Origin of the sequence: Micromonospora sp. NBC_01796, assembly GCF_035917455.1 — a bacterium.
Classification (GTDB): Bacteria; Actinomycetota; Actinomycetes; order Mycobacteriales; family Micromonosporaceae; genus Micromonospora_G.
The window spans coordinates 8,321,500-8,339,881 of sequence record NZ_CP109078.1 but is presented as its reverse complement, the minus strand read 5'-3'; the positions used below and the strand labels follow the sequence as shown (position 1 = coordinate 8,339,881).

At 70.4% G+C, this 18,382-nt stretch carries 18 protein-coding genes; 5 read left to right on the top strand and 13 right to left on the bottom strand.

The features are described 5' to 3' along the window. The first annotated feature begins 96 nt into the window (after positions 1 to 96). On the top strand, positions 97 to 1,350 hold the full coding sequence (locus OIE47_RS37115; RefSeq protein ID WP_442792206.1) for a phosphodiester glycosidase family protein: 1,254 nt from the start codon (positions 97 to 99) through the stop codon (positions 1,348 to 1,350). A 106-nt stretch (positions 1,351 to 1,456) separates the two neighbouring features. Here OIE47_RS37115 and OIE47_RS37110 read toward each other — a convergent pair whose 3' ends face one another. Beyond that, on the bottom strand, positions 1,457 to 1,906 hold the full coding sequence (locus OIE47_RS37110) for an Lrp/AsnC family transcriptional regulator (protein ID WP_326559227.1): 450 nt from the start codon (positions 1,904 to 1,906) through the stop codon (positions 1,457 to 1,459). A gap of 201 nt (positions 1,907 to 2,107) precedes the next feature. Between OIE47_RS37110 and OIE47_RS37105 the strand changes: the two genes are divergently transcribed. After that, positions 2,108 to 2,533 (top strand): nucleoside deaminase, encoded by a 426-nt coding sequence (locus OIE47_RS37105; protein ID WP_326559226.1) that lies wholly within the window; start codon positions 2,108 to 2,110, stop codon positions 2,531 to 2,533. Between the two features lie 59 nt (positions 2,534 to 2,592). Here the strand turns inward: OIE47_RS37105 and OIE47_RS37100 are convergent, their stop codons facing one another. Further along, on the bottom strand, positions 2,593 to 3,243 hold the full coding sequence (locus OIE47_RS37100; RefSeq protein WP_326559225.1) for a maleylpyruvate isomerase family mycothiol-dependent enzyme: 651 nt from the start codon (positions 3,241 to 3,243) through the stop codon (positions 2,593 to 2,595). A 201-nt stretch (positions 3,244 to 3,444) separates the two neighbouring features. Further along, positions 3,445 to 3,939 (bottom strand): FBP domain-containing protein, encoded by a 495-nt coding sequence (locus OIE47_RS37095; RefSeq protein WP_326559224.1) that lies wholly within the window; start codon positions 3,937 to 3,939, stop codon positions 3,445 to 3,447. Between the two features lie 81 nt (positions 3,940 to 4,020). Between OIE47_RS37095 and OIE47_RS37090 the strand changes: the two genes are divergently transcribed. Then, a complete protein-coding gene (locus OIE47_RS37090) occupies positions 4,021 to 4,590 on the top strand; it encodes a TetR/AcrR family transcriptional regulator (protein ID WP_326559223.1) in 570 nt (189 codons plus the stop codon). A 34-nt stretch (positions 4,591 to 4,624) separates the two neighbouring features. On the opposite strand, the gene OIE47_RS37085 is transcribed toward OIE47_RS37090, so the two are convergent. Further along, a complete protein-coding gene (locus tag OIE47_RS37085) occupies positions 4,625 to 5,359 on the bottom strand; it encodes a GNAT family N-acetyltransferase (RefSeq protein ID WP_326559222.1) in 735 nt (244 codons plus the stop codon). Between the two features lie 110 nt (positions 5,360 to 5,469). Then, positions 5,470 to 6,831 (bottom strand): DUF1996 domain-containing protein, encoded by a 1,362-nt coding sequence (locus OIE47_RS37080; protein WP_442792205.1) that lies wholly within the window; start codon positions 6,829 to 6,831, stop codon positions 5,470 to 5,472. A gap of 522 nt (positions 6,832 to 7,353) precedes the next feature. Here OIE47_RS37080 and OIE47_RS37075 point away from each other — a divergent pair. Together OIE47_RS37075 and OIE47_RS37070 are read left to right on the top strand one after the other, a co-directional pair. Then, positions 7,354 to 8,292: an ion transporter gene (locus tag OIE47_RS37075; RefSeq protein WP_326559221.1), complete on the top strand. Its 939-nt coding sequence runs from the start codon at positions 7,354 to 7,356 to the stop codon at positions 8,290 to 8,292. Positions 8,293 to 8,310: 18 nt separating this feature from the next. Further along, positions 8,311 to 8,997 (top strand): formylglycine-generating enzyme family protein, encoded by a 687-nt coding sequence (locus OIE47_RS37070; protein ID WP_326559220.1) that lies wholly within the window; start codon positions 8,311 to 8,313, stop codon positions 8,995 to 8,997. A 58-nt stretch (positions 8,998 to 9,055) separates the two neighbouring features. Here OIE47_RS37070 and OIE47_RS37065 read toward each other — a convergent pair whose 3' ends face one another. The 8 genes from OIE47_RS37065 to OIE47_RS37030 all read right to left on the bottom strand — a co-directional run bounded on the left by OIE47_RS37065 (position 9,056) and on the right by OIE47_RS37030 (position 18,305). After that, positions 9,056 to 10,414: a fibronectin type III domain-containing protein gene (locus OIE47_RS37065; protein WP_326559219.1), complete on the bottom strand. Its 1,359-nt coding sequence runs from the start codon at positions 10,412 to 10,414 to the stop codon at positions 9,056 to 9,058. Positions 10,415 to 10,530: 116 nt separating this feature from the next. Continuing rightward, the gene (locus OIE47_RS37060; RefSeq protein WP_326559218.1) at positions 10,531 to 12,159 is read right to left on the bottom strand and encodes a beta-N-acetylhexosaminidase; all 1,629 of its coding nucleotides are present in this window, start codon (positions 12,157 to 12,159) and stop codon (positions 10,531 to 10,533) included. After that, positions 12,159 to 12,995, bottom strand: a complete 837-nt coding sequence (locus OIE47_RS37055) for a carbohydrate ABC transporter permease (RefSeq protein ID WP_326559217.1) — start codon at positions 12,993 to 12,995, stop codon at positions 12,159 to 12,161. Before OIE47_RS37055 ends, OIE47_RS37060 begins: the two co-directional genes overlap by 1 nt. Beyond that, complete coding sequence (locus OIE47_RS37050) at positions 12,992 to 13,882, bottom strand: carbohydrate ABC transporter permease (RefSeq protein WP_326559216.1); 891 nt, start codon at positions 13,880 to 13,882, stop codon at positions 12,992 to 12,994. Before OIE47_RS37050 ends, OIE47_RS37055 begins: the two co-directional genes overlap by 4 nt. Before the next feature lie 5 nt (positions 13,883 to 13,887). Further along, positions 13,888 to 15,174, bottom strand: coding sequence for an extracellular solute-binding protein (locus OIE47_RS37045; protein WP_326559215.1), 1,287 nt, complete (start codon positions 15,172 to 15,174; stop codon positions 13,888 to 13,890). 180 nt (positions 15,175 to 15,354) lie between these two features. After that, a complete protein-coding gene (locus OIE47_RS37040) occupies positions 15,355 to 15,735 on the bottom strand; it encodes a RidA family protein (protein ID WP_326559214.1) in 381 nt (126 codons plus the stop codon). Between the two features lie 3 nt (positions 15,736 to 15,738). Beyond that, positions 15,739 to 17,010: an amidohydrolase/deacetylase family metallohydrolase gene (locus tag OIE47_RS37035; RefSeq protein ID WP_326559213.1), complete on the bottom strand. Its 1,272-nt coding sequence runs from the start codon at positions 17,008 to 17,010 to the stop codon at positions 15,739 to 15,741. Continuing rightward, on the bottom strand, positions 17,007 to 18,305 hold the full coding sequence (locus OIE47_RS37030) for a helix-turn-helix domain-containing protein (protein ID WP_326559212.1): 1,299 nt from the start codon (positions 18,303 to 18,305) through the stop codon (positions 17,007 to 17,009). Before OIE47_RS37030 ends, OIE47_RS37035 begins: the two co-directional genes overlap by 4 nt. Positions 18,306 to 18,382: the final 77 nt, after the last annotated feature.

The window sequence follows — 18,382 nt, the reverse complement described above, 5'->3', positions numbered from 1 at the left end:
AACGTTCGTGAAGGACTGATGTCGGGTTGACGGCGAAGGATCATGATCATGACTTCGTACAACCCCTCGGCATCCCCGTTCCGCCGGGCCGGAGCTATCGCGGCGACCGTCGTCGCGGCGGTCGGCCTCGGTCTGGTTCCGGGCAGTCAAGCCACGGCCAGCAGCGACGTCCTACCGCTGGGCGATACGAATCTCACCGAAACGCGCGTCATCACGCCCCTGACCAGCGGCGTCACGCTGACCCACATCGTACGCGGGACCGAGCCGGCGCCGGCTGACCAGATCAACACCACCACCCGTGGTCCCTGGGTCGTCAACGTCCTCACCATCGATCCGAAGAAGACCAGCGGGCACCTGGCGGCGACGTACGGGCCGGACCTGGCGGGTGTCGAGACGACCACCGACCTCGTCCGCTCCGCGGGTGCGCTGGCCGGCGTCAACGCCTCCTTCTTCACCTTCACCGCGAGCGCGCAGTACCCCGGTGACCCGGTCGGTCTGGGCCTGTTCGACGGGAAGCTGCTCAGCGAGCCGGGAACCGACGCCGCCGAGGTCGACGTGGTCGTGGACGCCAACACCAACAAGGTCGTCCTCATGGGTCGGCTGCAGTGGACCGGCACCGTCAAGAACGTACGGACCAAGGCCACGATGCCACTGGAGTTCATCAACCACCCGCCGGTGGTCCCGGCGGGATGTGCCGCCCTCACCGACCAGACCCGGTGCACCGTGCCCGGTGACGTGGTCCAGTTCACCCCGGAATTCGCCGCCGCGACTCCGTCCGGCCCCGGCGTCGAGGTGGTCCTCGACGGGCGCGGCTGCGTGGTCCGTACGTCGACGACCCGTGGCACCGCGCTGACGCCGGACCAGACGTCGCTGCAGGCGACGGGCCAGGATGCCCTGACCCTGCTCAACGTCGCGAACGGTTGCGTCAAGCAGACCAACACCCTGGTCAACGAGAAGGGCAACAAGCTCAACCTCCGTCCGGGACTGTTCGGGGTGAACGGCCGCTACCGGCTCACCGCCGGCGGTGAGATCGTGGTGCCGGTCGGGTCGCCCTCGGACAGCTTCTTCGCGCGCAACCCCCGCACCATCGTCGGGACGACCCGCGACGGCAGGATCGTGCTCGCGACGATCGACGGCCGGATGACCTCGAGTGTCGGCACCACGATGGCCGAGACGGCGATGGTCGCCGACGCGTTGGGTCTGCGCGACGCGATGAACCTCGACGGTGGCGGTTCCACCACCATGTCGGTCGAGGGTGAACTGGTCAACCAGCCCAGCGGCGGCAGCCAGCGGGGCGTCGGTGACGCCCTCGTCTTCGTCAACGGCCCGGTCGGCGCCCAGGCCCGGTAACGCCGTAAGGATCGTTCGAGTGGCCCGGGTCGCGACGGCCCGGGCCACTTCGTTCGGTGGTCGATCCACGCTGGCGCACGAAGGATGACGCAACAGCGCGGGAGTGTCACGACGGGGCCCGTGGTCCTCGATAGGGCAGGGGCTGGCTGTAGACGAGATTGGTGGTGGTGCTGCCGAACTGGGCCAGCTCGTCGATGAGTCGTTCGAGATGGGCCATGGAGGTGGCGCCCACCTTCAGCACGTAACAGTCGTCCCCGGTGGTACGCAGACACTCGAGGAACTCGGGGCGCTCGCCGAGCAGCCGGTGCAGTGGCTGGTGCTGGCTGCCCGGGTACTTCAGGCGTACCACGGCGAGGATCGGGAAGCCGGCTCTCACCAGGTCGACCTCCGCACGGTAGCCGGTGATCACCCCGGCGGTCTCCAGCCGCTTGACCCGTTCGGTGGTCGCGGAGGCACTCAGGCTCACCCGTCGCCCCAGTTCGGTGAGCGGGATGCGCCCGTCGCGTTGCAGCTCGACCAGGATCGACCAGTCCGTTGCGTCGATATTCTCGGCCATCGGGCAAGAGCACCGGGACATCCACGGCCGATCTTCCCGTACGCCGTGAGAAGTCTCTTCAGTCGCCGGCCGCGCCTGGATAGGCTTTCCGAGCCATCCCAGGGTTGCCCGGCGGCGTCGCCACCGCAACCGTGGCTCCGCCCGTCGCGACCCGTGGATCCGGTGAATCGACAACCGCCCAACCAGGACAACGGAGCAACCATGAGCCAGGACGACAAGCGGCATCTCCACCGGGCGATCGAACTCGCGGCCGAGGCGAGAACGGGCGGCAACCCGCCGTTCGGCTCACTGCTGGTGGGCCCCGACGGTGCCGTCCTGGCCGAGGAACGCAACACCTCGCTGACCGACGCCGACATCACCGCCCACCCGGAGTTGAAACTGGCCAGGTGGGCGGCCCGGGAACTCGCGCCCGACACGGCGGTGGGTACGACGATGTACACCAGTTGCCAACCATGCAACATGTGCACCGGCGCGATCGAACGCTCCGGGCTCGGCCGCGTCGTGTACGCCCTGTCCAACGAGCAACTCCTGGCGCTGAAGCCGTCCGGCGGGTTCCCGTCCGTGCCGCACGAAGGACCGGCCCTCCTCGACGAGGCGCGGATTCCGGTCGAGGGCTACTACCGGTAGGGCGTCGGCGAGGGCTGCCGCGACGGTCCCGTCCCCGCACCCGTGGCATGCCACCGGGGCTACTTCAGCCTGGTCGCGACCTCTGCCTGCCCGTCACCGGTCAACCCGGTCAGCCCCGCCCGCCGACCGGTGATGACGAGGAGCAGGTCGCCGGCTGGTCCGCGTACCTCTCCGGGACCGTCGCCCGCCGACCAGTCGGCGTCGGTGGCCACGAACCGCAGCCCGGTGAAGCGTTTCCGGGCGCCGTAGAAGAAGCTCCGCCAGACGTGTTGCAGCACCGGACGCGCCCGCTCGACGGGTATCGGGCGCTCATGCCCGAGCGGTCGGGCGATGTCCTGTCCGTGCACCAGGATGTCGGTCAGCGGGTCCAGCGGGCTGCTCATGGGGAACCGTCGGGGCCGCCCGGCCGTTTCCCGCAACTGTGCGACGAGGTCGCCGGGGCTGTACCGCAGGGCCCGTTCGCGGGCCATCTCGGCGGTCACCCGGTCGAAGTCCCCACGGGCCGGGATCAGCCGCAGCATCGTGCTGGTGAACTCGCGGTCGGCGAGCGTGAGGTGGGCGACCACCTCGCGTACGGACCAGCCGGCGCAGAGCGACCGGGCCTGCCACTGGTGGTCGTCGAGGGTGTCGAGGAGATCGGCCAGGTCGAGCCGTTCGGCTTCCACGTCGGACACCATGGCAACCCGGCTGCGGCGGGTGGACGTGGTCATCACGGATCCTCCTCGGTCGAATCCTGCGCGTGCCCCGAACGAGGCGTGGCCACAGGTCACACTCGCCCGTGCCCCGCGTACACCCGGTCGGGCACGGGGACCCGGCGTGGGTGGCACGTTACAGCGGGTGCCCGACACTTTTCGCCCCGGTGATCAGGAGTACGTCCAGCCGCTGGTCCGCCGGCCTGTTCCGTCCCGTGGTCACCCGACCACCCGGTCCAGGAACCCGGCCAGGTTGGCCGAGGTCCGTTCGATCTGCTCCTGCTGCGTGAGCGACTCGTGCAGCCGCCCGCCGGGCGCGGCCGACTTCTTCCCGCGCAGGTAGAGCGAGCAGGCCAGGTCGGCGCAGATGTAGATGCCCACCGAGTTGCCCTGCTGCCCGCTCGGCCCCGCCTTCCGCGCGGTCATCAGCGAGACACCGCCGCCCGGGTGGGTCGTCAGGCACAGCGAGCACATGCTGCGTCGTGCCTGCCCGGCGTGCGATGACGCCAACCTCAGTGCCACGCCCGTCACCCCGTCTCCCGATCCGGCGACCAGATAGGCGCGCTGGGGCGCCGCCTGGTCCCGCCAGCCGAGGAAGTCCAGGTCGTCCCAGGGCCGCTCGGCCAGATCCCGGGGCATGGCCAGGCGTTTCACCTCGCCCTTGGTGCAGTTGACGAACGACGCGCGGATGTCCCGCTCGGTTAGGGGTTCCATAGCCAAAAAGCTACACTCGTTAGAGAAATCCGGCGAACCAATAAGCAGCAACCTAGAGGGTCTAGGTAAAGGAAGAGGCGCATGGCACGCGCGGGGGTGACCGTCGAACGCCTGACGCAGGCGGCGGCGGACCTGGCCGACGAGGTTGGCCTGGAGAACGTGACCGTCTCGGCGCTCGCGCGCGGCTTCGGGGTCAGGGACGCCAGCCTCTACTCACACATCAGGAACGCGCACGACCTCCGGGTGAGAGTGGCGGTACTGGCCCTGGCGGAACTCGCGGACAGGGTCGCCGCCGCCCTGGCCGGTCGGGCGGGCAAGGACGCGTTGGTCGCGTTCGCGAACGCCTACCGGACCTACGCGAAGGAGCATCCGGGTCGGTACGCCGCGATGCAGGTCGAACTCGACCCGGTTACCGCGGCCGGCAGCGCGGCACGCCGGCACTCGGAGATGACCCGGGCGATCCTGCGCGGCTACGAGCTGTCCGAGCCCGATCAGACGGACTGCGTACGGCTGCTGCACAGCACCTTCCACGGGTACGTGAGCCTGGAGAGGGTGGGCGGGTTCCGGCACAGCCCGCGCGAGGCGGACGTCTCCTGGTTGAGGGCACTGGACGCCCTCGACGCCGTACTCCGCAACTGGCCACCGGCCTGACGAGCAGACCTGCGGGCGGGCGGGTGCGGGAAGGTCAGAACGACATCAGCCGGAACGTGCCGACCGTACGGAAGCCGATGCGGCGGTAGACCGGCTCACCGGGCGGGCTGGAGGTGAGGGCGGCCACCCGTACGCCTCGTTCCCGGGCCAGGTCGATCGCGGCCACCGTCATCGCGGTGCCGATGCCCCGACGCCGGAACTCGGGCTGGGTGCCGACGAAGTACAGCGTGAGCAGGTCGTGGCTCAGCCAGGCGACGGCCGTCCCGGCGATCCGGCCGTCATCGAGGCGACCGGCCAGCCTGACCACCGTGCCGTCGCCGGCGAACGTCCGCTCCCGGTCGATCGCGGTTCGCATGCCCGCCGGGGGGATTCCGGACACCCGGCCGTACGCCGGGACGAACTCGTCCAGGTCGGTGGTCTCGCTGATGTGCAGCCCGGCCGGCGTGGGGACGGCGGCGGGCCGGTCGATCTTCATGGTCATGATCGGCAGGTCCGCGAGATGGACGGCGTCGAGCGAGAGCAGGCCGTCGGCGGTGCCGGCATCGCTGTCCGGCCCGGCCCACCACACCCGGGGTACGCCGTCGAGGCGGTCGCGGGCCTCGGCGAGTGCGTCCTTCGGCGTACGCCCGGACACCCGGACCACACCGTTGAGGGTCGCGTGCGGCACCTCGCTGCGGTACGTCAGCAGCTCCGGATCCGCGGATGTGCCGACGTCCCAGCCGAGCAGGTACGCGCGGTGCGCGGCGAGCAACGTGTCGAGGGACTCCACGGACTTGATCTTAACTGCGCCTGGTCAGGGCCGGGTACTCGCCGGCGAACCCGGCGCGGGCGGCGTCAGCAGCCCGTACCGGGTCCGTCGGGGGAGTGCCGGGCCGTCGGCTACGGCAGGACGTAGTTCTCGTTGAGGGCCGCGCCCCGGTTCGGCTTGTACTGGTCGAAGCCCCGGGGGTCACACTGCAGGCCGCCGTTGATGCAGTGCGACGAGAGCGCGGCGAGGGTGGGCGGGTCCCACGCGTTGTAGACGTCGTAGTGGAACGAGTACCCGCGCCCGCTGGCGAAGCGGACGTTGGACATGTTGCCGCTGACCGGCCACGCCATCTTGAACTCGATCATCGGTACGGCCACCGGGTGCGAGGACGGGCAGACCCCGATCACCGGGTAGGCCATGTGCGACTTGTGGTCCGGGGTGTCCAGGTACCGGCCGTCCCAGCAGCTCGGGGCCTGGAACCGGAGGTTGAGTTGGCTGCCGGCGACACAGTTCGCCGGGATGTCCCAGTTGCGGACGCTGTCGCCGCACTCGAAGCCCTCGACGGCGCCGGGTGAGTTGCGGAAGTCGTCCAGGGTGGCGGACGGGCTGCCGACCACGTACCGCAGGCCCGGGGGGAACGGTCGGACGCTGCGGTAGTCGATGACACCACTCTTGTAGTAGATGACCTGGCGTCCGACCGGCTGGACGGCGGCGTCACCGTTGAGGAGCGTCGGCATCCAGTAGCCGGTCTTGTCGCCCGGCGTGATGCAGGAGGTGCCACCGGCCTGCAACGACGGGAGCGTCGTGTTGGCGTTGGTGGTGGTGTTGCCCATGAAGGTGTGCGAGTGCGACGCGCCGGGCAGGCCGAAGAACACGATCGGGTCGTCGTTGAGGTTGCTGCGGCTCACCGAGCAGTTCGCCTGGAACTCGTGGTGGGTGGTCGGCGGGTTGGTGGGCGGCGGGGTCGCCGTCGACGGCACCACGCCGGTGACCGGTGGATTGGCCGGTACGTAGCCGGGCCCCCCGGTCGGCGGGGGAGTGGTGCTCAGCGTGCCGTAGACCTTGAACTCGTACAGCGAGTAGCCGTAGCCGGTGCCGCGCTGGGTGCCGTACATCCGTACGTAGCGTCCGCTGCCCGTGACGGTGAGGGTCTGCGTGCCGCCGGTGGCGTTGGTGGTGCTGTAGACGGTGGTCCAGGCGTTGCCGTCGGGTGAGGTCTGGATCTGGAAGGCCCTGGCGTACGCGGCCTCCCACTGGAGGACCACCTCGGAGATGCTGGCGGTTGCGCCGAGGTCCACCCGTAGCCACTGTGGATCGCTCCAGGAGCTGCCCCACCGGGTGGTGCCGTTGCCGTCGAACGCTGCCGCCGCCGGTGACTCGCCCAGCTCGGTCGAGGAGGCGAGGGCCGGTCGGCCCTGCGAGAGCGGGGTGCCGACGGCGGCGCCGGCGGCCTGGAGCTCGATCGCGCCGACGGCCAGGGACGCGATGAGCATGGACATGATGACCCCGGCGACGCCGAACGGGGTGGTGAGTCGCCGGAGTCGGTTTCGGAGTGCGTGTGGTGTTCTCAACGGAACTCCCAGGATTGGACGGGAGCCGTCGCAGGCAGGGGTCGCGACGGCGTGCGGGGGCACGCGTCGCCGGTGCCGTCGAGGGAACCGGTGGCGCGGGTACCATGTTGGAGAGCGCTCTCCCATATGTTGCGAACAGATGACCGGTCTGTCAATATCTACGCCAACCGATGGGTGCTAATTACCCCGAAACGTCATCAAGTCAACCGTCGCCCGGGGGTGACCTGGGTGAACCGTTGGGGCGGCTGGTTGACGGCGGCCGGCGGACGGGCCACCTGGCTACCATCCACCAATGAGATCAGCCGAGCCGAAGTGTTGTGCCGTGTTGTGTTCCGCCGCGTCGGTCCCGAGCGGTGTCGACAATGGGAGAGCGCGTACCCGCGACGACGTCGCTGGCGGTGGCGGCCGCTTCTCGGCTCCGTACCCGTTGTGACCGGACGGTCGGTGCCTGCCCAGCGGGCCGTTCCGCCGGGAAGCCCGGCCCGGCCCTCGTCGCTGGCCCGGCGATGTACGCGGATCGCGGAATCACGGGCGTTCGACGTGGTGATCATCGTCGTGATCGGGGCCAACGCCGTCGTGCTCGGCATCGAGACGTACGAACACCTGGGATCGGCCGGACCGCTCCTGCACGCACTGGAGTGGTTCTTCCGTGCCGTCTTCGTGGTCGAGATCGTGATCCGGGTGCTGGCGTACGGCCGCCGCCCGCAGGACTTCTTCCGCCAGGGCTGGAACGTCTTCGACTTCGTGGTCATCGCCGCGGTGTTCATCCCCGGCCTGCACGGCGACACCACCGCCCTGCGTGTCATACGCATCGCCCGGGTCCTACGGCTGGTGCGGTTCTCGCCGGGGCTCCGCACGATCGTGACCGCGCTGCTGCGCAGCCTGCCCGGCGTCGGTGGTTTCCTCGCCCTCGCCATCGTCACGCTGTACGTCTACGGCATGACGGGCTGGCTGATCTTCGCCAAGGAGCAACCGGAGCAGTACGGCACGATCGGGCGCGCGGTGCTCACCCTCTTCGTCCTGCTCTCCCAGGAGAACCTGCCGGACCTGATCGCACAGGGCATGGCGGTGTCGCCCTGGACCCTGATCTACTACGTGAGCTACGTGCTGATCACCGCGAACCTCCTGCTCAACATCCTCATCGCGGTCATCGTCAACTCCATGGAGGAGGCGCGCCGGTTGGAGGCGACCGAGCGCCTGGCGGACGGCTATGACGAGGACGGCGACGGCGTACCGGACGAGGTCGACCGGATCGTGATCGCCCAGCGACTCGACGACCTGCGGGACCTGGTGGCCGATCTCGAACGGGAGCTGCGCATCGAACGCAAGGTGGGGCCGACCAGGTCGGAACAGCGGAGTACCCGCCCGTCCGGGGAGCAGTGACCGGTAGGGTCGCATCCCATGGACACGGGGGTGGGGGCGGCGATGGTGACCGTCCCGTCGGGACGGGTGACCCTGTCGGACCGGCGGACGCAGCGGAGCTGGTCGGTCGAGCTGGAGCCGTACCAACTCGCGGCCTTCCCGGTCACCCGGGCCCAGTACGCGCTGGTCACCGGCGAGCGGTCGGGCACGGCACCCGGGGATCGACTGCCGGTCGAGGAGGTCACCTGGTGGGACGCGGTCCGGTTCTGCAACGCCCTGTCGGTACGTGAGGGGCTGGTGCCGGCGTACCGGTTCCCAGCCGACGTCGACGGCGACGACGAGGGCGTCGAGTGGGACCGCACCTCCGACGGGTACCGGCTGCCGACCGAGGCCGAGTGGGAGTACGCCTGTCGAGCCGGCACGACCGGGCCGCGTTACGGGCCGCTCGACGAGATCGCCTGGTACCGCGGCAACTCGGACGAGCGGATCCACGACGTCGGCGGCAAGCAACCCAACGCCTGGGGCTTCTACGACATGCTGGGCAACGTCTGGGACTGGTGCTGGGACATCTACGACGCCGAGGTCTACGGCACCTATCGGGTGCTGCGCGGCGGCGGGTGGTTCGACGAGCACTGGAGTTGCCGCGCCTCGGTCCGGCGGCGCAGCCACCCGACGTACCGGATCGACGACGTGGGGTTCCGCCTCGCGCGTTCCGGTCCGCGCTGATCGGTCGGCCGCCGGGCCCCCTCCGGTGCCGACGGCGACCGGAAGGGGCCCGCGATTCTCAGGCCGAGGTGAAGTCGCAGCGCGTGCCGTTGAGAGTGACCATGTCGGGCGCGGGGTTGTCGCCGGCCCGGGAGCCGATGAAGCCGAAAGCCGTGCTGCCGTTCGGGGCGATCCGGCCGTTCCAGTGGGCATTGCGTACGGTCAGGGTGGCGTCGGTCGGGGGGTCGGCCACCGCGTTCCAGATCTGGCGTATGCCCTGGCCGGCGGCCGGGAAGATCCAGTGGAGCGTCCACCCGTCCACCACCGACGAGGTGAGGTTGTGCACCGTCACCTCGGCCTGGAAGGCGCCCGGCCACTGTCCGAGGACCCGGTAGTCCACCCGGCAGGTCGGTGGTGGTTCCTCGGGTGCGGTGAGGGTGAGCGGCTCGGAGCCGGCCGACCGGTTGCCGGCGGTGTCCTCCGCGTAGACGACGAAGGTGTACAACCGCCCCGGCACCAGCGGGACGTAGTCCCAGTTGGTGGAGGTGCGACCGACCTCCGCCGGTCCACCGGGCGCGGCCTGGTCGAACACGATGTAGCGGACCACACCGCCCACGTCGGTCGACGGGTCCCAGGTGAGCATGACCTCGCTCGGGCTGAGCGTCGCCGCCACCGGTGTGCCCGGTGCGGTCGGCGGCGTACGGTCCGGGGGCAGGGTCGTCACGGTCACCGAGTCCGAGGGCGCCGAGTAGTTGCCGGCCTCGTCACCGGCGCGTACGGCGAGGGTGTACGAGGTGTCGGGGGTCAGCCCGTACAGCGTGGTGGTGGTCCGTGGACCGTACGGCACCACCTGCGGGACGACGGCCAGCACCTCGATCCCGGCGGGGGTGAGGGAGAGCACCTCGTACCGCCCCAGGGTGATGTTGTCGGTGGAGCGACCCCAGGACAGGGTCAACGAGGTGTCCGCCAGGTTGGTCACGACCGCCGGGCCAGGCACCGTCGGCGGTTGGGCATCCCCCGGTGCCATGGTGACCCTGAACTCGGCGGTACTCGGTGACCTGTTGCCCGCCGCGTCCAGGGCCGCGACGCTGAAGTAGTAGGTCCGGGACGGTTGCAGCCCGGACCAGGTGATGCTGTTCGTCGGGGTGGTCTGGCTGAAGATCATGTCGGTCTCGCGGTGGTACACGACGTACTGCTGGACGGCGACATCGTCGGTCGAGGGACCCCAGCTCAGGGTGACCGACGTGGTGCCGAGGTCGACGATCTCGATCGGGCCGGGCACGGTTGGCGGCTGGGTGTCGGCCGCGGCGGCGTGAGCCGTGGTGACCGGGAGGACCAGCGTCGCGGCCACGGCGACGGCTACCAGCCGGGACAGCAGTGCGCGGCCGGGGCGGCGGGCGGTTCTGGGTGTTCGGTGGCGGATCTCGACCATGGACATCTCACTTCCCCGTACGGGCGCCGCAGCGAAGGAAAGGGCGCCACATACATCCATGGTGGCCGATGGAAGGCCGGGTCCGTGCCCTCCGATCGGGTCGGTCTGACCGTCGCCCGGCGTCAGACCGTTCCGTCCGCTGGCGGCAGCACGTTTCTGGTGAGCCCGGCGAGTTCGGCCGCCCGGTCGGTGCGGGTACGGGGCCAGCCGGGTGCGTCCGGTCGGCGCTGCCAGGGCTGTGGCCCGCCGGGCGGTCGGTACTCGACGCCCAGCGCGTCGAGGCGCCGCAGGTGCTCCCCGAGTCGCTGGTCGAAACCCTGCCAGGGTGGCTGACCCGCCGGTGACCAGACCGCCTCGGCGAACGCCGACAGGCGCGGGAAGGCCAGGTAGTCGACCGCGCGTGGGTGGTCGGCGTGCTCGGTCCAGATGTTGCACTGCGCGCCGAGGACGCGGTGCCGAAGGTCGGCCGGGAGCGCGGCGGGCTCCGGATCGAAGGCACGGACGTCCGCGACGGTGAGCACCGTACCGACGGGGACGGGTTCGGCGGGGTCGTCGGACTGGCGGTAGTCGAGGTAGGCGGCGCTGTCCCAGCAGGCGACCACGTCGTGCCCGGCACGGGCCGCCGCGACCGCGAGCGCGGGGCCGCGCCACGCCGCCACCGTCGCACCGGGTGGCAGGTCACCCTCCAGGATCTCGTCCCAGCCGAACAGGGTGCGTCCGTTGGCGCTCAGGTGGCGCTGGAACTGCGCCACGAACCAGCTCTGCAACTCGTCGGCGTCCCGCAGGCCGAGTTCGCGCATCCGGTCCCGGGCAGCCGGGCTGGCCCGCCACTCGTCCTTGTCGCACTCGTCCCCGCCGATGCCGATGTGCCTGCTGGGGAAGAGTTCCATCACCTCGTCCAGCACGTGCCGGAAGAACGAGACGGTCTCGTCGGAGACGTTGAGCACCCGCCGCGACACACCCCAGCGGGTCGAGACGCGTACCGGCTCGTCGGGGTTGTTGCCCAGTTCGGGGTACGCCGCGATGGCCGCCTGGGTGTGGCCCGGCAGGTCGATCTCGGGCACCACGGTGACGAACCGCTCGGCCGCGTACGCGACGATCTCCCGGATGTCGTCCCGGCTGTAGTAACCGCCGTGCGGGCGGCCGTTGAACCGCTCGTGCTGACGTGACCCGACCATCGACTCGTGCCGCCACCCGCCGACCTTGGTCAGCCGGGGATAGCGCCGGATCTGCACCCGCCACCCCTGGTCGTCGGTCAGGTGCAGGTGCAGGACGTTGAGCTTGTGTACGGCGAGCAGGTCGATCAGGCGCAGCACCCCGGCGACCGGCATGAAGTGCCGCGCCACGTCGAGCATGCAGCCCCGCCAGCCGAAACGCGGCCGGTCGGAGATCTCCACCCCCGGCACGGTCCACGGGCCGCTGACCACCGGCGCCCGGCGGAAGATCGCCGGTGGGAGCAGTTGCCGCAGGGTCTGCGCGCCGTAGAAGACCCCGGCGGGGGAGCCGCCGGTGATGGTGATCCGGTCGGGGCGTACCCGAAGGTGGTATCCCTCGTGGTGCAGCGCGGGGTCGACGGCGAGGCGGATGGTGGGGTCGGCGGTTGTCGGCAGGGGAAGTCCGGTCGGGCGGGACAGCGCCTCGCCCAGCCAGCGGGCGACCCCGGCACAGGCCGGGTCCGCACCGATGGTCGTGCCCCCGGTGAGGGTGAACGAACCGGCAAGGGTACGGACGTCGACCGGCAGCGGGAGCATCAGTCCTTCACCGCCCCGCCGAGCCCGGAGACCAGCCGGCGCCGGACCAGGATGAAGAAGACCAGCACCGGGATGGTCATCAGGGTGGAGGCGGCCATGATCCCGCCCCAGTCGTTCTCGTCCGGTTTGAAGAACACCAGCAGCGCGGCGGGCAGGGTCTGGTTCTCGGTGGCGCTGATGATGAACGTCTTGGCGAACAGGAAGTCGTTCCACGCGGTGATGAAGGAGAACACCCCCGTCGCCGCCAGACCGGGTGCCACCAGGGGGAACAGGATTCGCCACAGGATCGTGAAGCGTCCGGCCCCGTCGAGAGTGGCCGCCTCCTCGATCTCCTGCGGGACCGCCGCGACAAAACCGCGCAGCATCCAGATCGCGAACGGGAGGCTGAACGCCAACTGCACCAGGATCAGCGACCCGAGGGTGTTCAGCCCGACGCCGGGGACCGTCCGGCCGAGGTCGCGGATCTGGAAGAAGAGCGGGATGCTCAGCGCCTCCACCGGAACCATCTGCGCGACCAGGAACATCACCAGGATGGTGGTCCGGGTGCGGAACCGGTAGCGGGTCAGCGCGACCGCGGCCAGGAACGAGATCAGCGCGCTCAACGCGACCACGGTCAGCGCGACGACCGCGCTGTTGAGGAAGTAGCGGCCGAACCCGCTGACCCCCAGCGCGGAACCGAAGTGCTCCAGGGTCGGGTGCAGGGTCCAGGGGCGGGGATCGGCGGACCGGATCTCGCCGGTCGGTTTGAGCGCCGACAGCACCATCCAGTAGATCGGGAACACCGTCACGGCCGCGACCGCGATCGCCACGGCGTCCGCGACACGGCGGCGGATCACAGAACCTCCCCGGTACGGCGCAGCGCCCGCAGGTAGAACAGGGTCACCACGAGCAGGATCACCGTCATCACGATGCCGATCGCCGACCCGAGTCCGTACTGGGACGAGGCGAAGGCCTTCTGGTACGCGTACACGTTGAGCACCAGGTTCTGCCCGGCGATGCCCCCGCCACCGGTCATCACGTAGATCTGGGTGAACACCTTGAAGTCCCAGATGATCGACTGGATCACCACGATGATGATCAGTGGCCGGAGGATCGGTGCGGTGACCCGGCGGAACGCGGTGAACGCGCCCGCGCCGTCCAGCGCGGCGGCCTCCAGCACCGAGGCGGGGACCGCCTGGATGCCGGCGTACAGGGTGATCATGACGAACGGGAACGAGTGCCAGACCACCACGGCACCGACCAGCGCGAACGCCACGCTCCGGTCGTAGAACCAGTTGTAACCGTCGAGCCCGAGCACCTCGTTGACCAGCCCGAGGTTGCTGTCGAACAGGAACGACCAGACCACCGAGCCGGTCATCGCCGGTGCGGCCCAGGCGGTCAGCGCGGCGAACGACAGCGCCGCCCGCGCGACCCGGCCGATCCGGGTCAGCAGTACGGCCAGCGCCGCGCCGACGGCGAGCGTCACCACCACACAGCCGGTCGCGAAGACCACGGTCTGGCCGAGCACGGTCCAGAACGTCGGGTCGTCGAACAGCGCCCGGAAGTTGCCGGCGCCGACGAACCGGGCCGGTTCGCCCCCGCTCACCTGTGGTTGTCCGTACTCGAACAGGGAGAGCAGGCCCAGTTGGTAGAGCGGGTACGCGAACATCGGCACCAGTACGGCGAGCGCCGGCAGCAGCAGCCACAGTGGGGTCAACCGCTGCCGGCGGATCGTCACGGACACCGTCACTACCTGCCGAACGCCGTGGTGATCCGGGTGTTCGCCTCGGCCGCCGCCGCGTCCACGGTTGCCTGTTTGGTGATCACCTTCTGGAGCAGGGTCGGCAGGATCTTCTCGGCGTCGATGGTGGTCCACGCCTTGTCCACCGGCACGAACCTGGTCCCCGCCTCCATCGTGTCGATGAACGGCTTGAGCTGCGGGTCCTTCGTGATGACCTCGGTCCGGGCGGACTTCATCGCGGGCACGAAGCCCATCGCGTCGTAGAGCTTCAGCGTGTACTTGCGGCCGGCGAGCAGTTGCATGAACTCCACCGCCAGGCTCCGGTGCCCGGTGGACCGGAAGACGCCGAGGCTGCTCCCACCGGCGAAGGCGGGCGCGATCGAGCCGGGCTTGGCGCCGGGCAGCGGTACGACCGCGTACCTCCCCTTGACCGCGCCGGCATCGACGGCGGAGCGGTTGAAGTTGCCCAGGATGCCCATACCGGCCCGTCCGGCGGCGAACGCCTCGACGGTCCCGCCGCCGGTCAGGTCGACGCACTGCTGCGCCGGGCAGATATCGTCGGCGAACAGGCTGGTGTACGCGGTGATGCCGGCCTTCGACGCGGCCGAGTCGATGGTGGCGGTGTACCCGCCGGCCGAACCGGTGGCGATGTCACCACCGGCGTCCCAGACGAACGGCAGGGCGCCGAAGACGTAGAGCCCGCCGACCGCGATCCCGAGCATGTCCTTGCGCTCGGCCCGGATCTTCTTCGCCGTGGTGACGAGTTCGGCGTACGAGGTGGGTGGGGTCAGGCCGAGTTCGGTGAAGACGTCGGTGCGGTAGTACAGGGCCCGTACGCCGATCCACCACGGTACGCCGTACGCCTTGTCGCCGACCGTCACCGTGCTCACCAGGTCGGCCGGCAGATCGGTGGCCTCGGGCCAGGTCTTCAGGTCGGCGCTGACGTCGGCCATCCCGTTGGAGGCGACGAATCCGGCCAAGTCGGTGTTGCCGACCTCGGTCACGTCCGGGGCGCTCGCGGGATCGTTGAGCGCTCCCTTGTACTTCTCCGCCCGGGTGTCGGTCGCCAGGTAGCTGACGTCGACCGTCACTCCGGGATGGGCGGCGGTGAACTCGGTGACCGCCTCCTTGACCACCGCCTCCTTCGCGGCGCGGTTCGCCTCGTCGAACAGCCAGACCCGCAGCGTGCCGGTCTTGGCGTCGGCGCTGTCCGTGGGCGTGCCGGTCGACGGCGCGCAGGCGGCGGCGCTCAGGGCCACCGCGAGCAGCGCGGTGAGTGCCAGGGGTTTCCGCACAGACTCTCTCCCCTCGAATAACGAGCCAGGTTCGTAATTAGGTCGGTATCGATGTCCCCCAGGTTGGGCTCCCCGAGGTGTTCCGTCAAGCCACGTTTTCGCAGGTGGGAGCGGTTCTCCGGGCATGCCGGTCGAGCCGCCCCGGCGGCTGCGGGGGCGGCGGCTGCGGGGGACCGGGGATCACTCGCCCAGGTACAGCACCGCGTCGATCTCGATGTCGAACCCCTCCAGCGCCACCGGCAGGGTGGTACGGGCGGGCAGCTTCTCGGTGCCGAAGAACTCCACGTAGACCTCGTTCATCGCCGGGAAGTCGGCGAAGTCGCGCAGGTAGACCCCGACCCGTACGGCATCGGTCAGGTCACCGCCGGCCGCCTCGGCCACCCGGGCCAGGTTCGTGAACGCGGCCCGCGCCTGCTCGACGAAGTCCCCGGTGACCCAGGTCCCGTCCGGGCGCACCGGGCACGCCCCGGCGAGGTACGCGAAGCCACCCGCCACGACCGCGTGCGAGTACGGACCACCGGGCGGTGCCGCCCGGTCGGCCACGACGACCTTCTTCGGCATGGATCAACCTCCGTGTCGGGGGAACTGTTCGGCGAGCCCGTCCGGACCCACCAGGGGCGAGGTCAGCAGTTGGCGTACCGCACGTTCGCGGTGGCGCAGGGCGTCCCGCTGGGCGCCGGTGAGCGGAACCCACGGCGGTACCGGCGCAGGCAGGCGCGGTGGCAGCGGCCGACCGGACCGGTACGTCGTCTCGTTGACCAGGCGCAGTGGCGACGTGCGGCGCTGCCCGTGCACGTCGACGAGTTCGAACCGGCCGTGCTCGACGGTGAACACAGCGATGTCCGCCGGTGCGCCCGGCGCGAGCGTGCCGACGCCACCGGCCAGGCCCAGCGCGCGGGCCGGTCCGACCGTGGCCGCCTCCACCACCTGCTCCAGGGGCATGCCGGCGGCGAGCATCTTGGCCATGGTGGTGGGCAGGTCGAACGCCGGACCGTGCAGCGACCGGCTGTGCAGGTCGGTGGAGACGGTGTGCGGTGGCATACCGGCGGCCAGTTGCGCCTCCAGGACGTCGAACGCGAACCCGCCGGAACCGTGCCCGACGTCGAACAGGACCCCGGCGTCGTACGCCTCCTTCGCCGCCGGATCGAACCCGGTCGGCCCGGCCGCGATGCCGCTGGCGCAGTGCGTGATGAGGTCACCCGGGCGCAGCAGCGGCAACATCTGCGCTATCGAGGGCGGTGCCGCTCCGATGTGGACCATCACCGGCAGGCCGCACTCCCGAGCCGCCTCGACCGCCCGGCGCAGCGGTTCGGTGCCGTGGGCGCCGACGTTGTGCCGGTCCATCCGTACCTTGATCCCGACGATCGTCCCCCGGTACGCCCGGACGGTCGCCACGGCCAGGTCGACGTCGCAGTTCGCCAGCTCGCGTGACTCGCCGACCGGTGCGATCAGTCCCACGGCGCTGATGTTCAGCAGCGCGGGCACCCGCACCGTGTAGCCGGCGATGGCGGTCGTGAGAGCCGGGAACGAGTAGGCACCGGCCGAGCCGGCGTCGACCCAGGTGGTCACCCCGGAGTGCCAGGCAACCGGGTCGGGGTCGATCCCCCAGTACGTGGCGCCCCCGTACACGTGGGTGTGCAGGTCGACCAGCCCCGGCGTGACGAGCCGGCCGGTCACGTCGACCACCTCGGCGGCGTACCCGCTCGGCAGTGACGCGCCCACCTCGGCGACCCGCCCGTCCCGTACGGCGATGTCGTACCGGCCGCTGCGGCCACCGCCCGGATCGAGCAGGTCCCCGCCGGTGAGCAGCAGATCCCAGCGCACCGGCCCGCTCACGGGCGCTCGATCGCGGCGCCGATGCGCAGCCGGTACAGCCGGGCCGGGCGGCCCTTGCGGTGTACCTGGGTGCTGCCCTCCACCTCGACCAGCCCGGAGTCGCCGAGCTTGCGGATCAACCGTCGGCCGCTCGGGTCGGTGATGCCGAGCTGCTGGGCGAGGTCGCTGGGAGAGATGGCCCGGCCCATCTGGCCCCGCTCGATCGCGGCCAGCCGGGACAGGGTCGCGGCGCTGAGCCCGACCTCGCCGGCCAGCCGTTCCAGCTCCGCGCCGTGCTCCCGGTAGGTGAAGGTCAACGCCGCACCGGCCGGGCTCATCGGGCCGATGATGACGCCACCGTCCTCGATCAGGAACGCGCTCGGGGACTCCTCCTGCTCGGCCCGGTTGGCGGCCCGCTCCGCCAGGTGCACACAACTGCGCGCGGACGCACCGACACCGAAGCCGGCGGCGACCCGGATCCCGAGCGCCTCGAGTGCCTGGCTCAGCGCCGGAAGCGACACCCAGCTACTCGTCGCCTTCTCGAACAGGGCCTGGTGGGCGAAGACCACCACTCCCCGCCGACCCCGGTTCTCTATCCACGCGTCGGCGAACTCCGGGGTGTTCAGCAGCAGGTTCATCAGGCCCACCCGGGCCCGGTCCAGGTCGAGCTGCGGGCCCGCCTTCGCGACCAGGAACACCCCGGCGGCGAACCGCAGCGCACTGGCCTGTTTGGACTGCACCCGCAGGGCCAGCTCGTGCAGTTGGGCGCGCAGTGTCGCCGGTCCGGGCAGGCCGCCGAGCACGTGGGTCTCCCCGCCCAGTTCCGCCGCGACCGCCGTACGCAGGCTGATCACGTAGTCGGCTCCGGTGCGGGCCAGGGCCTCGCGGTGGAACGCGACGATGCCCGCGACGCTCTGTTCCGGGTCGTACGGCAGGCAGGTCACCCTGGCCGGGTCCAGGTCCAACGCCCTCGTGACCTCGTCCACCGTCTGCGCGTCGAAGGTGTCGATGCTGACCGGTGTGGGTCGCCACCCTCGGGCCACCGCCTTGAACAGGGCCAGCGACAGGTCGAGGCCGGCCGAGCGCAGGATGGCGACCGGCAGGTCCGCGGGAAGGAGGTGTCGACACTTCGCGTACGGGACCGGGCCGAGCAACAGCCCGTCGACCCGCTGCCGGGCGAGCAGCCGGTCGACCCGTACCCGGACCTCGTCCTCGTGTTCGTAGACGACCCACTCGAGGCTCACCCCGGCCAGCGTCCGCGCGGCGTCCTCGAACACGGCACGGTGACTGGCGTGGATGACGAGACCGATCACCATCGGCCCTCCAGGTTCGGAAGTAGCTCGTTGAGGCAGGGCGTCGATAGCCTGCTGTCTCTGCCCCGCTCCCGTCAACC

What these genes read in the sequence shown, in the direction of transcription:
- OIE47_RS37090 (WP_326559223.1), top strand. Translation starts at nt 4,021, where the DNA reads ATGGCACGCGCGGGGGTGACCGTCGAACGCCTGACGCAGGCGGCGGCG.
- OIE47_RS37080 (WP_442792205.1), bottom strand. Translation starts at nt 6,831, where the DNA reads ATGCTCATCGCGTCCCTGGCCGTCGGCGCGATCGAGCTCCAGGCCGCC.
- OIE47_RS37040 (WP_326559214.1), bottom strand. Translation starts at nt 15,735, where the DNA reads ATGCCGAAGAAGGTCGTCGTGGCCGACCGGGCGGCACCGCCCGGTGGT.
- OIE47_RS37065 (WP_326559219.1), bottom strand. Translation starts at nt 10,414, where the DNA reads ATGTCCATGGTCGAGATCCGCCACCGAACACCCAGAACCGCCCGCCGC.
- OIE47_RS37105 (WP_326559226.1), top strand. Translation starts at nt 2,108, where the DNA reads ATGAGCCAGGACGACAAGCGGCATCTCCACCGGGCGATCGAACTCGCG.
- OIE47_RS37070 (WP_326559220.1), top strand. Translation starts at nt 8,311, where the DNA reads ATGGACACGGGGGTGGGGGCGGCGATGGTGACCGTCCCGTCGGGACGG.
- OIE47_RS37060 (WP_326559218.1), bottom strand. Translation starts at nt 12,159, where the DNA reads ATGCTCCCGCTGCCGGTCGACGTCCGTACCCTTGCCGGTTCGTTCACC.
- OIE47_RS37030 (WP_326559212.1), bottom strand. Translation starts at nt 18,305, where the DNA reads ATGGTGATCGGTCTCGTCATCCACGCCAGTCACCGTGCCGTGTTCGAG.
- OIE47_RS37100 (WP_326559225.1), bottom strand. Translation starts at nt 3,243, where the DNA reads ATGACCACGTCCACCCGCCGCAGCCGGGTTGCCATGGTGTCCGACGTG.
- OIE47_RS37095 (WP_326559224.1), bottom strand. Translation starts at nt 3,939, where the DNA reads ATGGAACCCCTAACCGAGCGGGACATCCGCGCGTCGTTCGTCAACTGC.
- OIE47_RS37110 (WP_326559227.1), bottom strand. Translation starts at nt 1,906, where the DNA reads ATGGCCGAGAATATCGACGCAACGGACTGGTCGATCCTGGTCGAGCTG.